Consider the following 15,065-nt stretch of genomic DNA (forward strand, 5'->3'; position numbering starts at 1 on the left):
CGGGGAATGGAGAACACGGTTTCCGAACCCGAGACGCTGCCCGAGGCCGACGTCCGGTTCCCGATCGTCCTGCGCGGCTACGATCGCCGGCAGGTGGACGAGTACGTGCGGGTCGCGGAGAAGCGCGTGGACCGGCACGAGAAAGCACGGCGGGTCGCGGAGCGCCGGCTGGCCAAAGCCCAGGTACCCGCGCCCCGGGCCGCGGAGCCGGACGACGCGGCCGGGCTGGGCCGGCGGATCGAGAAAATTCTGCAGGTCGCGAAGGCCGAGGCCGCGGCAATCGTGGAGCAGGCCCGCAAGGAGGGCGAAGAACTGCGGGCGGCGGCGGAGAAGGCGGTCGCCGAGGCGGAGGCCGCTCGTGCGGAAACCGACCGCGCCGCCCAGCGGGACGCGCAAACGATCCTGTCCCGCGCGGAAGAGGAAGCCGCGACCATCCGGGCGACCCACCGGGCGGTGCTGGACCAGCTGAGCCAGATCGCCGGCGTGGTCGAAGAGGTGCGCGACCGCTTCGGCACCGAGGCCGCGGCGGAGAGTTCGGCCGACGACGAGGCAGACGAGGTCATCGAGAACTGAGGCCAGGGACCGAAATGTCTCGCCTCGTCAGGCCCAGTACACCACCGTGATCGGACGCTCTCCCGCATGACTCACGGCGTGGCATCACCTCCGTCGGCCAGATCGCCGATGATGTGGTCCAGGCAGCGCTCGACGACGGCCGCGATCGTGAGGACCGGGTTGACCGCGGCCGTGGAGCCGGGCATCAGTGCGGCGTCCAAACAGTACAGTCCGCGGTAGCCGTGCAGGCGTCCGTTGCCGTCCGTGGCTTTGCCCAGCGGTACGCCGCCGAGGGGGTGGGCCGCGTGCGGGCCGATCGGGTCCAGCACCCTGGTGCCGGGGAGCTGGGCGGCGATCTTCCCGACCGTGGTGGCGAACTGGCGGCGTGCGGTGGTGTCGTTGGCGGCGTCCCACACCAGCCGGGTTGCGCCGCTCGCCGGGATACTGTGCCACTGCCCGAAACCGTCGGGCAGGCCCATGCCGAGGACGAGCAGCATCCCGCCGGGCAGGGGGAGCGGCCCGTGCAGCACCGACAGGGTGTCGTCGTGGTCCCGGCCGAAGTACGACGGTGGGCCGGCCGGGGGCGGGCCGCCCCGGGCGGCGGTCGTCACCAGGATGCATGCCTGGTCTCCGTTGGTGCCCCACTGCCGGCCCACGTGCTCGTTCAGCCGGGGAAGCGCGCCGGTGTCGCGGGCGGCGACGAGCAGCCGCGGCGTGTGCACCGCGCCGGCCGCGAGGACGAGCTGATCGCAGACCAGCACCAGCCGCTCGACGACGGCGCCGTCGGTGCCGAGGCGGTCGGTCAGCACGCGGTAGCGGCCCTGCCGGTCCTCGGCGATCCCGGTGACCAGGTGCAGCGGGCGGACGTCGGTCCGGCCGGTCGCCTCCGCGCGGGCCAGGTACGTCCGGTCCACGCTCATCTTCGCTCCGCTGACGCAACCGGAGAGGCTGTACTCGCCGACGGTGACCGCGGGGGCGGCTCGCCCGGCCAGCTCCGCTTCGATCGTCTCGACGTCGAAGTTGCCGACGATCGGCTCGATCGCCAGGCCGGCCGCGGACAGCGCTTGGTGCCAGAGCCGTGCGTCGCGGTACTGCGGATGCGGCAGCAGGGAAGCGGGGAACGCGTTCGCGACCAGCCGGCGGCGGGCCCGGGGGTAGTAGACGGCGTCGAGCTCGGCGTAGTCCAGCTCGGCGGGGAACACGCGCGAGAAGGGGCCGGGGTGCGGCTGTCCGAGCACTCCGCCGTACACCAGCGTGCCACCCCCGACGGCGGCTCCGCACGCCACGACGAGCTCCGGGTGCACCAGCAGCTCCAGCGGCCCGGTGTGGCCTTTCGCCCGCGCGACGGCTCTCGCCACGGCCAGCCGCGCGGCGGTGGCCGTGACGCCCGCTCGCGGCCGCAGCGACGGCCGCGCGGTGTGCCCCCACAGCAGTTCCTTCCCCCACGGCGAAGCGGCCCGCTCGGCCGCGATCGGCCAGCGGCGCCCGCGCTCCAGCACCACGTTGTCCACGCCCGCTTCGGCCAGCCGGAACGCGGCGATGCTGCCACCGACCCCCGAGCCGATGATCACCACCCGCCGTCGTTCCTCCCGGACCGGCTCGGCCGCCCCGCGGCTCACGTGACCGTCACTTTCGCCTGCGGGATGACCAGCCTGGCGTGCGCGAGGTCGGTGTTGACCACGGTGACGTCGGTGAACGTCAGGTACGGCAGCACCAGTGGTGGCGGGTGGGCGGGGGTGAAGTCGACCGGGATGCCGATGAGGCCGAGCAGGCTCAGCGTGCCGGTGAGCCGCAAGGTCAGCAGCTCGACCGGGTCGCCCGTCGCGGTCGAGACGCTCCCGGGCGGTGCGGTGATCGTGCTGGTGTGCCCGTCGAGCAGTTCGCTGGTCTGGCGCAGGCTCGTCATGTCGACGCGGCGGGCGGTGAACCGGAGCACCTCGACCGTGGTGTCGCCCAGCCTGGTGGTGCCGATCCCCAGGTACTGGAGCCCGGCCAGCTGCAGGACCGACGCCGTGAGCACCCAGGCCCGGCCGGACGGGACCACGGTGGCGGCCGCGGTGAGCCGGATGTCGGCCGGACGCGAAACGACCGGAGCCGCCGCCAGGACGCCGAAGACGAGGACCGTGGCGCCCGCGGACCGGAGTGCCGGCGGCGCGGAGCCGCGTTCACCGTCGTCCGGCGGACCGGCCGGTGGTGCCCACGCCAGCGCCAGTGCCCCGCCCACGAGGCCCAGCGCCGTGCCCACCAGGAAGCCGCCGAGGTTGCTGCTGACCAGCGCGCCCAGGGACACCACGATCGCCGTCACCCCCGCGGCCACCCGGTACTGGGGTCTCGTCCACAGCGAGACCGCGCAGACCAGCAGCAGGACGGCGATGAGCAGGCCCGACAGCCCGCCGATCGTCCTGATCGAAAGCACCACGTCGCCCAGCCGGAAGGAGGCGTACGGCGGAAGCCCGATCGCGACGCAGGCGGGCAGCAGGAACATCCCGGCGCCGAAGGGCCGGCGGCGACGCCAGTGGCGGAACCTTCGCCAGGCTGCCCGGGCACGTCGGCCGCCGCTCGCCGGAAGCCGCTCCGGCCGCGGTGGGGGAGGAGGTTCAGAAGCACTCATTCTTGCCACTCCTCAGCGACAGGGACAGGTTCTTCAGCCGCAGGGTCTGCGCGTTGGTGCTCCAGGCGACCTGCCGCACCTGGCCGATCGCGGCGCTGTCGGCCTGCATCCCGAACGTCCCCGGGGTGCCCTTGGCGCCGGCCGGGCCCTTGGTGAGCTGACCGGCGTCGATGCCGATCTGGGTGTCGGTGAGGGTGAGGTCCCCGCTCAGCGAGGCGATGCCGAGAACGATGTCCGTGGCCGTCATGCCGCCCGGGCCGCCGGAAGTGAGCACGAGGGTCGTGTCGCCGACGAGCGGCACGTGGGGCAGGAAGATCGACTGGCAGAAGTTGTCGAGGGTCGCTTTGCGGAACGCCCCGACGGCGACGACGTGGGCGGCGCCGGAACCCCGGTCGACGTCGCCGTACAGGACGAAGCCTTCGCCCACCAGCTTGTCGGCGCTCACCTGGAACGAGCTGCCCGACACCGCGAACGACGCCGCGAGCGCTCCCTGGGAAAGTCCGGTGACGAGCGCGGCCGCGCCGGCCAGCGCCGCCCCGAGCACGCCGGCGAACCGGCCCCACCGGATGCGTCCTCGCGTTTCCGAGCGTTTCATCTCCACGTCCTTTCCTCGGGGGTGGCGTTCGGGTCGTGCTGTCTTTTCGATTTGGCAGCGGACAGGTCGAAGGGTCGTGGCTGCTTTTTGTCATGTTCACCGGCGTCCGGCACGAATGGTCCGGCGAAGATCACTCCTTCTCCGCATTGCGTGCCTGAACCGGGCGAAGATCGCAACCGGTCGATTACTGGGTGCGACGAACGCGCATTCGGTGAAGGTCGGCCACCGGATTCGCCCGATCGGCCCTTGGTGCGGTCCGCCGGTTGTCGGCTACCTTGGGTCGCCACTGTATAAAAAAATTGCAGCGGTACCGGGGGCGGCATAGGTGGGGGCGAGATCGGAAAGAGGGCGGCCTGATGGTCCGGGAAGAGCGGGAACCCTCTTGCGGGCAGGCGGGCGCCGAGGACGTGACCGAGCCGCCGCCGGTGGAGCTCGATGTCGCCTTGCGCCTGGTACGCGACCTGCTGGACTGGCAGATCGAGACCGCCCGCGAAGTCGAAGCGATCATGCTCAGGGTGCTGGACGCGTCCTGGGCGACCGCGCGCGACCAAGGTTCGGCGACGGCGGGCAAATTGGTCGAACTGCTGACGAGCCAGGAGTCCAAGGTACTCCGGCTGATCTTTCTCGGCCGGACCAATCGGCAGATCGCCAAAATGCTCGGGATAACCGAGAAGACGGCCAAGAACTACGTGCAGTCGGTGTTTCGGAAGCTCGGCGTGCACAGCCGGACGGAAGCCGTCCTCGTTGCCGTCCGGAATCAGTGGATCGAGACTGATGCGAGCATCGCCGAACAGCGGTCGGGGGAAGGCGGAGCTAAGCCGGATCACTGACCGTGCCCCGTTCCGGGGTGACGCGCAGCCGCATCGGCAGGATCGAAAGCGGAATGTCGGCGTGGCGGGCACGCAGGAATTCACCCAGCCCCTTGCCGAGCTGGTCGAGGGACAATCCCGCGGAACTGCTCGGGGCGAGGTGCCCGCGCAGCACGAAGCACAGGGCGCGCAGGTTCGGCAGCGCGTACCGCTCGACGGTCACCTCCGCGGGCGCGGCGAGCAGTTCGGTGAGCCGGTCCGCGGTGAGGAAGGACACCAGCCAGGAGTAGGCGGCGTCCTCGCTCACCCAGACGCCCAGGTCGGCGTGGCCGGCCTTGTCGCCGACGCGGGCGTGCAGGACCTCCCCGAGCGGGCGCCGGGCGGTCGGGCCCGGGGCCGCCGGGCCGTCCGGTGCCGCCGGTCCGGCGCACGGCTGCCCGCCGAAGGGTGCCGTGCACGGCGGGGGAGGGACGTCCAGGACCCGGCCATCGCCCAGCCGGACCTGGTGGCGCAGGCTGTCCTGGCGGACGGCGCCCGGCCAGTAGTCGATGCGGGGTTGCGGTGCGTTCACGAGCATCTGGGTGATGTCGATGTACAGGCCCGGCACGCTGTTCAGCCAGTAGGAGTTGAGCTGGGCCAGGAAGTCCTCGACGTCCTTCGCGGTGGCCCCGGCGACGTTGACCTTCACCGGCACGGTGGCCTGCCACTGGTCCGCCGGGTCGTCGACCGGACGGCCGCAGGTGAACCGCCGCAGCTCCACGCGGTTGTCCCGCGCGGCGATTTCCGCCTGCCGCGTGAGCACCCGAACCTTCTCGCCGATCTGCAGGCCGGTCAAGAAGTACCACATCGAGCCGCGGTAACCGCGCTGGTAGTGGACCCCGACGCGGGTGGTCTCCGGCGGTGCGCTGCCCTTGACGCCGCTGAGCCGGACCCGGTCCGGCCCGTCGGGGGTGATCCGCACCGAGTCGACGTGCCAGGTGACGTCCGGGTTCAGGTACCGGGGCCCCTGGATCTCGTAGACCAGCTGGGCGGTGACGGTGTCGACGGTGACGGCGCCGCCCTCGTGCGCCCGTTTGGTGATGACCGAGTCGCCGTTGCCGGCGATCTCGGCGATCGGGAACCCCGGCAGGACGTTGTCCGGCACCGTGGTGAAGCCGGAGAAGTTGCCGCCGGTGGCGTGGGCCCCGCACTCGATGACGTGCCCGGCGGCGACCGCGCCGGCGAGCTCGTCGAGCTGGTCGCGCTCCCACCCGTGCCACCAGGCGGCCGTGCCGCTGACCAGCGAGGCGTCGGCGACGCGCCCGGTGACGACGATGTCGGCGCCGGCGTCCAGCGCGGTCTTGATCCCCCAGCCGCCCAGGTAGGCGTCCGCCGCGAGCAGCTGCCGCGGGCTCTTGCCGATCGGTTCGCCCGTGTCGATGTGGCCCAGCTGCCCGTCGGCGATCAGCCGTCGGGCGTCATCGAGCAGGTCGTCCCCGGTGACGCCGGCGACCTCGAGCCGGAGGCCGCGCTCGCGCACCGCCTCCCGGATCTTCTCGGCCATCGCGGCCGGATCATGGGCGCCGGCGTTGGTCACGACCTTGAGCCCCTTTTCGGCCACCGCTTCCAGTTCCGGCAGCAGCTGCTGCAGGAACAGCGGCGAGAAGAACCGCCGGTGCTTCTCCGGCTCGTCGAAGAAGCGGGCGATGACCATCGACTCGACGAACTCGGTCATGGAGTCGCCGACGACCACGTCGACCGGCTCCCCGTGCACGGCCTCCCGGAAAGCGGCGAACTTGTCCCCCATCCCGCCGGCGAAGCTGGCCATGCGGATCGGACGGCGTGCGGACATCGGATACCTCCTCGAACGGTGGGTCCGGCGGCGGGCTGACGCCGGTGCTGCGGGACGAGCCCGCTCAGGTCAGGACGTACCGGCCGGGGGCCGGGTCCGTGGCCGGGTGGCGGGCGTTGCCCAGTGGCGGGGGCGGACGCTGGGGGCCCGCCCGCTGGGCCAGCCAGCGGGCCCAGGCCCGCCACCAGGTGTCGTGGTACTCGGTGGCGCCGGCCAGCCAGCCGGACGCCGGCGCACCGTCCGGGCCGCCCGTCCAGTAGCTCGCCCCGGAGCCCGGCGGGGCCACGACGGCCGCGTTGTGACCGCCCGAGGCCAGGTGGAAGCGGACGTCGCCGGGCAGCAGCCGCACGGTCCGGTAGGCCGACGTCCACGGCACCAGGTGGTCGTCGCGCGCGGCGACCAGGAAGACGTCCTGGGTGATCCGGCCCAGCCGCAGCCGCCGCCCGGCCAGCTCGGCCGTTCCCGCGGCGAAACCGTTGTCCAGGCACAGGTTCCGCAGCAGGTACTGCTGGGCGCGGTGCGGGACGTTCAGGGTGTCGCAGTTCCAGTACAGGAGGTCGTAGGCCGGCGGCCGTTCGCCCAGCAGCCAGCCGGCCTTCAGCCGCGACCAGATCAGGTCGTCGGAACGGAGCAGGCGGAAGAACAGCTCGAGGTTCCGGCCGCTCATCACCCCCTGGGCCGCGGTGAGGGCTTCCACCAGCCGGACACCGGGACCCCGCAGGAGCAGGCCGATGCCGCCCGCCCGGGTGAGCGCGGTGATGTCGGTGAAGTCGGCCAGGGTGTTCAGGGCGGTGACGGTCCGCAGCCGCGGGCGGTGGTCGTCGTCCAGCCAGGCGGCGAGCATCAGCCCGATCAGGCCGCCGAGGCAGCCGCCGAAGAGGTTGACCTCCTCGGCGCCCGTGATGTCCCGGACGACGGCCATGGCGGGGAGCAGCGAGTCCCGGAGGTAGTCGTCGAAACCGATGTGCCGCAGGGACGCGTCCGGGTTCCGGTAGCTGATGGTGAACACGGTGTGCCCGTGCTCCACGGCCCACTGCACGATGCTGCGCCCGGGGCTCAGGTCGGCGATGTAGAACTTGTTGACCCAGGGCGGGCAGCCCAGGAGCGGGACGGCGTGCACGGTGGCCGTGCGCGGCTCGTACTGGATCAGTTCCATCAGGTGGTTGCGGAAGACGACCCGGCCGGGGGTGGTCGCCAGGTTGCGCCCGGCTTCGAACGCGTGCCGGTCCACCAGCGCGGGCAGGCCGCGGTTGTGCCGGACGTCGGACAGCAGGTGCCGGGTCCCCTGCAGGAGACTGCGGCCCCGCGTCCGCGCCGCCTTCCGCAGGGCGGCCGGGTTGACCGGCAACAGGTTGGGCGGGGCGAGCGCGTCGGCGGCCAGGCGGGCCAGGAACCGGGCGGCCGTCCGGTCGGCGGCGGGCAGGGGGAGGGCGGCGGCCGTCCGGTCGGCGATCCGCACGCCCGCGAAGTAGGTGTCGCGCAGGGCACGCAGTGCGGGCACCGACGTCCACGCCGGGTCGAGGAACCGCGGGTCCCGGGCCTCGGCGCGCAGCAGCGCGGCGGTGTCGGCCGTCACGGCCGCTCACCGTCCACAACGGACGGTGAGGCGGGTTCGTCGCGGACGAACGGGCCGAGGATGTCGACGAACCCGACGTGGCTGTCGAGGTAGCCGACGTGCCCCGCGCTCATGAGCACGGCCAGCCGCCCGCGCCGGAGCTTCCCGGCCGCGCGCACGGCCTGCCAGACCGGGAACACCTCGTCGGTCAGCCCCCAGATCAGCAGGGTCGGCATCGCCAGCTCGCCCAGCCGGTCGTCGATCCGGTAACGACGGCGCTGCCCCGTCGGGCCCACGGCCAGCCGGGCCATCCGGAAGGACGTCGAGAGCAGCGTCCGCGCCTGGGTCAGGCGGATCTGGTCGCGCCACTCGCGGACGGTGACCCGCCAGGGCCGCCGGAGCTGCAACCCGCTCACCAGGGCGCGCGGGATGCCGCTGCCGGGGAGGACGAGCGCGGCGGTCAGCAGGTCGACGACCCAGTCCGGGGGCAGCGAGCCGGCGATGAGCAGCGGGCTCACGGCGCGGCCGAGGCCGGCGGAGTCCGAGAGCGCCAGCCGGGTCACGCGCCCGGGGTGCTGCAGCGCGAACGTCGCCGCGATGAGGCCGCCGGCGGAGTGGCCGAGGACGATCGCCCGGTCCACGGACAGCGCGTCGAGGAACGCGCCGAGGAAGGCGACCTGATCGTCGAGGCTGGGCTCCTCCTGCGGGCTGGTGCCGCCGTAGCCGGGCAGCGAAAGGGCCAGGACCCGGTGGGTGGTCCGGAACTCCGTGACGATCCGCTGCCAGCTCCGGAAGGTGGTGACGTTGCCGTGCACCAGGAGGAGCACCGGCCCGGTCCCCTCGTCGAAGTAAGCCGTCGACAGGCCTTGCACCAGCACCCGGTGTTCGCTCGGGGAATCGTCCTTCACCGTGCCTCCTCGTCCGTCCGGCGGCCGCGCCCGCTCGTCCTCGCCGGCACCAGCCGCTGCGTCATTCCGTGCACTTCGCCCACGCACTGCCGTCCGACGTACAGCCGGGCATCGGCGGTCGCGGGTTCCCGTGCGGTGACCTCCAGGTCGAGCACCACCCGGCCGCCGCCCGGGCGCACCTCGCCGTGGTGGGTCCAGGTCAACGCGCGCCCGGCGGCCGGCGTCTCGAAGCGCTTGCCGTGGAGCGGCCCGGCCGCGCCGTCGAGCCGGAAGACCTGGAGGAGCTGAGCCACCGCCTCGAGCGCGAGACCGGGCGGCAGGACCGGGTCCCCGAAGACGTGGGCCCGGCACCACCAATCGCCGGCATCGACGTCCGTTTCGGCCCGGATCCGGCCGAGCCCGGCGGCACCGCCGTCCGGCAGGACGTCGGTGACCCGGTCGATCATCAGCAGCATGGGCCCGGGCAGCCGCGGCCGGCCGCCGAACAGGCGTGGCGGGCCGGTCCGCAGGTCGAGCGCCGGGCCACCGGCGTCCGGCGGCGCTTGCTCCGGAGCGGTCGACGGCCACGCCGTGCTTCCGGCCGGCAGCAAGCCGATCGTGGTTTCAAGGGTCAGCAACGGTTCGTCGCCGACGTGGCAGGCGACTGTGAAGGCGCAGACGGTGACGCCTTCGCGCTCGGTGACTCCGGTCAGGCGCGCGACGGTCCGGACCACGCCGTCGGCCGGGCACAGCTCGCGGTGCACGGTGAGGGAGCCGCCGAGGTTCCGCAGCCGCGCACCGGGGCCGGCGGCCCGGGCGAGGTCCAGGTGCCCGACGAGCCAGGAGCACGGCTGCACCGCGACCTCGGTCAGGACGGCCACCGGAGCGGTGGCGCCTCCGTCCCAGAACCAGGCCCGCTCCGGCACCGCGTATTCGGCGACGACGGTGCCGCCGTCGCCGGTGGACGAAGGGGAGATGTCCGGGATCCGGGAGACGAACAGGTAGGGCGGCCCGGGCAGGCGAACCGACGGCGAGCCGTCCGGCCGTGGGGGCGGCCCCCACGCCGCGGCCAGCAGATCGGCGTAACCGGCCCGGTGCCCGTCGCCGTCGCCCGGCTCGCCCACCAGGCCGCCGAGGCGCTCGGGCGGAACGGGTTCGCCGTCCGGCTGGGTCGACGGCGCGGCGAACACGCGCCAGTGGTCGAGCGGCCAGTCGGGGGTGAGCCGCAGGCCGAGCCGCCGCGCGTGGAACGCCTTGACGCCGTCGACCGTGCACAGGGCGTCGGCGAAGAGGACCGGCTGCGGGCCGGCCACGATTTCGGACACGAACAGCTCGTAGACCAGCAGCCGGCTGCGCGGGGTCGCCTGGCCCCGGCACCGCACCCGGACGGTCTCGCCGGGCACCGGCTCGAACCGCCAGCCGTCGCGGTCGAGGGTGTGGCCGCAGGCCGCGAGGTGGAACGCCATCGCCTGCAGGCAGGCTTCGAACATCAGCGTCCCCGGCATGCACGGGTCGCCGGTGAAGTGCCCGGGGAAGAACCACTCCTGCGGGCTGAGGGTGAATTCGGCCCGCAGGTACCCGCGCTTCCACGGGCCGCCGGCCGGGTCGAAGACGGGGACCCGGTGCAGCAGCTGCAGGCGGCCGTCCCCGGTGCGAGGAGTGCGGAGGTGGGCCCGGGTGCGTGCCCAGCCCTCGCCGAAGCAGCGGTCGGGCCGGCCTTCGGCGAAGGCCCGGACGTCGGCGAAACCGAAGGAGGTTTTGGTCGTCGCCGCGGGCGGGGACCACCGGCCGTCCGGCGGCTCCGCCTCGCCGGGGTGCCAGAGCACACCGCCGGAGGCGGCCAGCTCCTCGTCGGTGAAGTAGCCGGCCTGCCCGTTCTCCACCGTGAGCCGGAGTTCCCCGCCGGCCTCGCACCGGCTGTGGAAGAAGAACAGGTGCACCCCGCCGTGCTCGCCGTGGCCGTCGACGGAGATGTCGTACCGGGCGGTCGTCCCGGCGGCGGGCGGGCTGCCGTGGAAGGTCAGGTCCATGCCCAGCAGGCGGTACACGCGGTCTTCGCCGACGTGGAGGTCGGCGCCGAGCCAGGTGAGCAGCAGCAGGTCCGCCTGCCCGGCTTCGACCAGCAGTCCGGCGGGCATCCGCCCGCAGCCGTCCAGGTACCAGGCGTCGTGGCGGATGTCGGTCTCGGTCCGGATGGTGCCCTTCCCCAGGGAGCAGGGCTCGCCCTCGATGCCCAGGACGCGGTCGGCCAGCAGCATCGGGGGCTCGGGCATGCGCGTGTGCCGTGCCCGCTTCTCGACGGCGGCGAACCGGTCGCCCAGCACGGCCGCGACCCGGCCGGCGCCCAGGCTTTCCAGCTGGGCCCGGTCGAGGGCGAGCGCGCCCGGGCGACCCGGTGTGTGTCCGTTCGACGCTCCGGCCGGTGCGCGCGCCGGAAGCCGGTTCTCGCGGGCAGGCACCTTTCGCCCGCCCTTGCGCCCGGCCGGTGGCAGCCCGGTGAAGGGCGGCCGGCCCAGCGCCGCCGTGACGAGGGGCGGGTGGGCGGGGGTGACCAGCGCCCGGGGCCGATCTGCGGCCGGCGACACGGGCGTCGACCGGCCCAGCACCGCGCCCGGGTCCCCGACGGTCCCGGCGGCGGCGAGCTCGGCGACGGCCTGGGCGAGGGCCGCGAGGGAGTCCTCGCCCGGTCCGGCGCCGTCCAGGGCGACGGCCACGTGGTCGCGGTCGCCGAGGGTGGCCGAAATCCAGCCGGCGCACAGGTTGCGCGGGCCGTGCTCGACGAACACGCGGACGCCGTCGTCCCATGCTTTGCCGACTGTGGCGGCGAAGTCGATCCGGTCGAGGGTCAGCGTCGTGAGCACGTCGGCCACCGAGTCGGACGTCGGGACGTAGGTGTCTCCGGTCGTGCTGGTGTAGAAGCGCAGGCCCGGTTCGACGTGGACCGGACGGCGGTAGAGCCGCAGCAGCTCGGGTCGGGCCTCGTCCAGGACGCGGGCGTGGGCGGCGATGTCGTACCCGAGGGGGAGCGCGGTCACGGCGTCGCCCAGGCGCCGCACGACGCGGTCGCAGGCGTCCGCCGCGCCGCCGATGACGCACTGGCCGGGCGTGTTCACCACCAGCAGGAAAGCGGCCGGTTCGTCCTCGAGCGCGGCCCGGATCCGGTCGGCGGGGGCGGCGACCACGAGGTTCACCCAGCGCTCGTCGGGCAGGCCCAGGCGGCGCCAGGCCCGGCGGGCGATCCGCTGCGTGCCGACGAGCCCGTGGGTGAAGCACCCGGCCGCGGCGAGCTCGGTGACGAGCGCCGGGATCTCGTCCCACACCCGCAGCGCCACCAGCGCGCCGGCCTCTCCGGAGGAGTAGCCGAGCACCGCGTCGGGCCGGATTCCGAGCGCGTCCCGGGTCAGGCGGGTGTGCAGGCCGGCGAGCAGGGTCGCGGCCAGGTTCCGGCGCACGGGGTCGGTGGAGCGGCCGTCGAACACGGGCTCGGCGAGCCGCGCGAGTTCGCCGCCCTGCCGCCGGATTTCGTCGACGAGACCGGGGAAGGCGAGCATGAGCGAGCGGCCCATCCGCGGGTAACAGGCCGAGCCGTTGGGGTAGACGAATGCGACTTCGCCGCCGGCCGGCCGTTCCCGGAACGCGGTCGCGGGCGGCCGTTCGCCCTGGCCGGTGAGCCACCGGTGGGCCGCCTCCTGCCGGGCGCCCGGGTCGTCGCCGGGCCGGTCGACCAGCGCGAGCCGGCAGGGCCCGGCGCCGCCGGGCGTTCCGGCCCGCACCGCCTCGGCGAGCTCGCGCCGGTTCCCGCCGGTGAACAGCCGGACCGCGTAGCCGCCGGCCCGCCAGGCCACCGGCGTCACCCCGCGGACCCGGACCGTGGTGGCGCCGGCGCCGATCGGGGCCACGGTGACGTCAGCGACCGGCTCGGCCAGCAGGGGGTCGGCCGGGTGGCCGGGGCGGGGGATCGCCCGATGCCGTACCGCGAGCGCCGCGGCGGCGACCGCGACGAGCCCCTGAGCGGCGTGCGCGCTGCCGAACCGGTCCACCGGATCGAAGCCGGGCACCTGCCCGTCGTCCGGGTGGGGGCCGACTCGGAGACCGGGCTCGGCGCCGGTGACGTCGGCCTCGCCGACGAGCGCCAGGATGTCCGCGCCGTCCCGTTCGGCGTCGGCGCGGCGGCGCAGGAGCAGCACCACCGCGGCGTCGCCCGGTGGGCAGCCGCGGCCGAGGGCGCGCAGGGCCGCCTCGTGCACCGGTTCGCACGACAGGTCCACCGCGCCGACCACCACGGCGTCCGCTTCGCCCGCGCGCAGCGCCCGGCACCCGAGCTCCAGGGCGACCGGCCCGGACGCTTCCTCCGCGAACACCGAGAAGCTCGGGCCGGCCAGGTCGAACTGGGAGTTCAGGCGGTTGGTGACGATGTTGGGCATCGCGCCGACCACCCCGGCCGCGGTGAGCGGCGGCCCGAACGCGGCTCGCGCGGCCGGGTCGACGGCGACCTCGTCGGCGGCCCCGCTCCCGGCCAGCCAGGACGGCACCCGCCAGCGTGCCGCGTGCCGCGCCCCTTCGGCGTCGCACCCCATCCCGACCAGGACCATCGTGCGGTCCCGCGGCAGGTCCCGCCCGGCCAGCGCCTCCCGGGCCGCGGCCAGCACCAGCAGCTGCTGCGCGAGCGCGTGTTCCAGGTCGGACGGCGGGAACCGGAGGCCGGCCAGCGGTGTCTCGACGGTCTCCCGCCGCGGCGACGGCGGCCGTTCGCCGAACAGCCCGTCGGCGAAGTCCCGGACGCTCTCCCCGGTGCCGACCCGGGCGCCGATGGCCACGATGGCCACTTCGTCCTCGACGGGCGGGTACGGCCCGGGGTAGGACTCCGCGGTCGGGGGCAGGGCGTCGAGCACGAGGTGGGCGTTGGTGCCGCCGAACCCGAAGGTGCTGAGGCCCGCGCGCCGCGGGCCGGCCCACGGCTCGTGTTCGGTGAGCGGCCGCAGTGCCGTGCCGGTCAGCGCTTCGGCGGGGTCGTCGGCGCCCAGGGTGGCCGGGCGGACGCCGGCGTGCATCGCGCCGAGGAGCTTCAGCAGGCCCGCCAGCCCCGCAACCGTCACCAGGTGCCCGAGGTTCGACTTGACCGAACCCACCGGCAGGTCATCCGCCCCGGCGAAGACCTTCGCCGCGGTGCGGGCTTCGACGGCGTCGCCGAGGCTTGTCCCCGTGGCGTGGCACTCCAGCAGCGTCACCGAGCCCGGATCGAGCCCGGCGGCCCGGTAGGCGCCGAGGATCGCGCGTTCCTGGCCTTCCGGGCACGGCGCGAGCAGGCCTTCCCCGCGGCCTCCGTTGGCCAGCCCGATGCCCCGGAGCACCGCGAAGACCGGCGTGCCGGCGCGGACGGCGTCGGTCAGCCGCATCAGCGCCACGCACGCGGCACCCTCCGCCGGCACCAGCCCGTCGGCGGTGCGGGCGAACGGGCGGCTGCGTCCGGTGCGGCTGAGCGCGCCGAGGGCGCCGAACCCGGCGTGCACGAACAGGTCGTCCGCGCGGTTGACGGCGGCGGCCAGCATGACGTCGGCGGCGCCGTCGTGCAGCCGGTCCACGGCGATCTTGAGCGCGTACAGCGACGAGGCGCAGGCGGCGTCCAAGCCCAGCGAACCGGCGCCGAGGCCGAGGGCGCGGGCCGTCAGGTGGGCGGTGAGCCCGCAGGAGAACCGGTTGCGCGGGTCCGGAACGTCGTGGCCCGCCACCGCTCGCCGCAGCTGTGCGGGCAGGGCGTCGGTCCACACTCGCTCGGCGAACCGGCTCATCCCGGGCGTCGGGTAGCCGAGGACGCCGAGGACGAGGCCGGCCCGGGGCGGCGGCTCGGTCAGGCCGGCTTCGCGCAGCGCCTCCCGGCCGCAGTGCAGGGTCCAGTGGACCAGCGGATCGAGGGAGGAGAGGTCCGCCGGGGCGACGGCGAACCCGGCCGGGTCCCACACCGTGTCGAAGCCGCGGACGTAGCCGCCGACCCGGACGGCTTCGCCGGTGCCGGTGGTGCCAGTCGTGCCAGTCGTGCCGGGAAAAGGTTCTCCGGGGAGCGGGTGGCCGAGGCGCCAGTAGCCGTCCGGCACCGGCCCCAGGCTCACCCGCTTGGCCATGACGTTGTGCCACAAGGCTTCCGGCGTCAGCGCGCCGGGGAGGACACAGCCGCGGCCCACGACGGCGATGGGTTCGAACATGAAGGGCTCCCAGGCGTCGAAGCGG

Annotated in this window: 9 protein-coding genes; 2 read left to right on the forward strand and 7 right to left on the reverse strand. The window is 74.3% G+C overall.

Annotation, left to right across the window (positions count from 1 at the left end):
- The first annotated feature begins 6 nt into the window (after window positions 1-6).
- Complete coding sequence (locus tag AB0M93_RS02455; RefSeq protein WP_364267501.1) at window positions 7-573, forward strand: hypothetical protein; 567 nt, start codon at window positions 7-9, stop codon at window positions 571-573.
- A 71-nt stretch (window positions 574-644) separates the two neighbouring features.
- On the opposite strand, the gene AB0M93_RS02460 is transcribed toward AB0M93_RS02455, so the two are convergent.
- From AB0M93_RS02460 to AB0M93_RS02470, 3 genes are read right to left on the reverse strand one after another with little or no spacing between them, the layout of a single operon-like run.
- A complete protein-coding gene (locus AB0M93_RS02460) occupies window positions 645-2,171 on the reverse strand; it encodes a GMC oxidoreductase (RefSeq protein WP_364267504.1) in 1,527 nt (508 codons plus the stop codon).
- A complete protein-coding gene (locus AB0M93_RS02465; RefSeq protein WP_364267507.1) occupies window positions 2,168-3,163 on the reverse strand; it encodes a DUF6114 domain-containing protein in 996 nt (331 codons plus the stop codon). The genes AB0M93_RS02460 and AB0M93_RS02465 overlap by 4 nt, the downstream gene beginning before the upstream one ends.
- Complete coding sequence (locus AB0M93_RS02470; RefSeq protein WP_364267510.1) at window positions 3,150-3,758, reverse strand: DUF6230 family protein; 609 nt, start codon at window positions 3,756-3,758, stop codon at window positions 3,150-3,152. The genes AB0M93_RS02465 and AB0M93_RS02470 overlap by 14 nt, the downstream gene beginning before the upstream one ends.
- Window positions 3,759-4,114: 356 nt before the next feature.
- On the opposite strand from AB0M93_RS02470, the gene AB0M93_RS02475 reads away from it, so the two are divergent.
- On the forward strand, window positions 4,115-4,588 hold the full coding sequence (locus AB0M93_RS02475) for a response regulator transcription factor (RefSeq protein WP_364267513.1): 474 nt from the start codon (window positions 4,115-4,117) through the stop codon (window positions 4,586-4,588).
- Here the strand turns inward: AB0M93_RS02475 and AB0M93_RS02480 are convergent.
- The 4 genes from AB0M93_RS02480 to AB0M93_RS02495 all read right to left on the reverse strand — a co-directional run bounded on the left by AB0M93_RS02480 (window position 4,572) and on the right by AB0M93_RS02495 (window position 15,040).
- Window positions 4,572-6,398: an acyclic terpene utilization AtuA family protein gene (locus tag AB0M93_RS02480; RefSeq protein WP_364267516.1), complete on the reverse strand. Its 1,827-nt coding sequence runs from the start codon at window positions 6,396-6,398 to the stop codon at window positions 4,572-4,574. The genes AB0M93_RS02475 and AB0M93_RS02480 overlap by 17 nt on opposite strands.
- A 64-nt stretch (window positions 6,399-6,462) precedes the next feature.
- On the reverse strand, window positions 6,463-7,974 hold the full coding sequence (locus tag AB0M93_RS02485; RefSeq protein ID WP_364267519.1) for an alpha/beta fold hydrolase: 1,512 nt from the start codon (window positions 7,972-7,974) through the stop codon (window positions 6,463-6,465).
- A complete protein-coding gene (locus tag AB0M93_RS02490; RefSeq protein ID WP_364267522.1) occupies window positions 7,971-8,861 on the reverse strand; it encodes an alpha/beta fold hydrolase in 891 nt (296 codons plus the stop codon). The genes AB0M93_RS02485 and AB0M93_RS02490 overlap by 4 nt, the downstream gene beginning before the upstream one ends.
- The gene (locus tag AB0M93_RS02495; RefSeq protein ID WP_364267525.1) at window positions 8,858-15,040 is read right to left on the reverse strand and encodes a beta-ketoacyl synthase N-terminal-like domain-containing protein; all 6,183 of its coding nucleotides are present in this window, start codon (window positions 15,038-15,040) and stop codon (window positions 8,858-8,860) included. The genes AB0M93_RS02490 and AB0M93_RS02495 overlap by 4 nt, the downstream gene beginning before the upstream one ends.
- Window positions 15,041-15,065 lie beyond the last annotated feature (25 nt).

The sequence above is a fragment of the Amycolatopsis sp. NPDC051102 genome (assembly GCF_040682815.1).
GTDB lineage: Bacteria > Actinomycetota > Actinomycetes > Mycobacteriales > Pseudonocardiaceae > Amycolatopsis.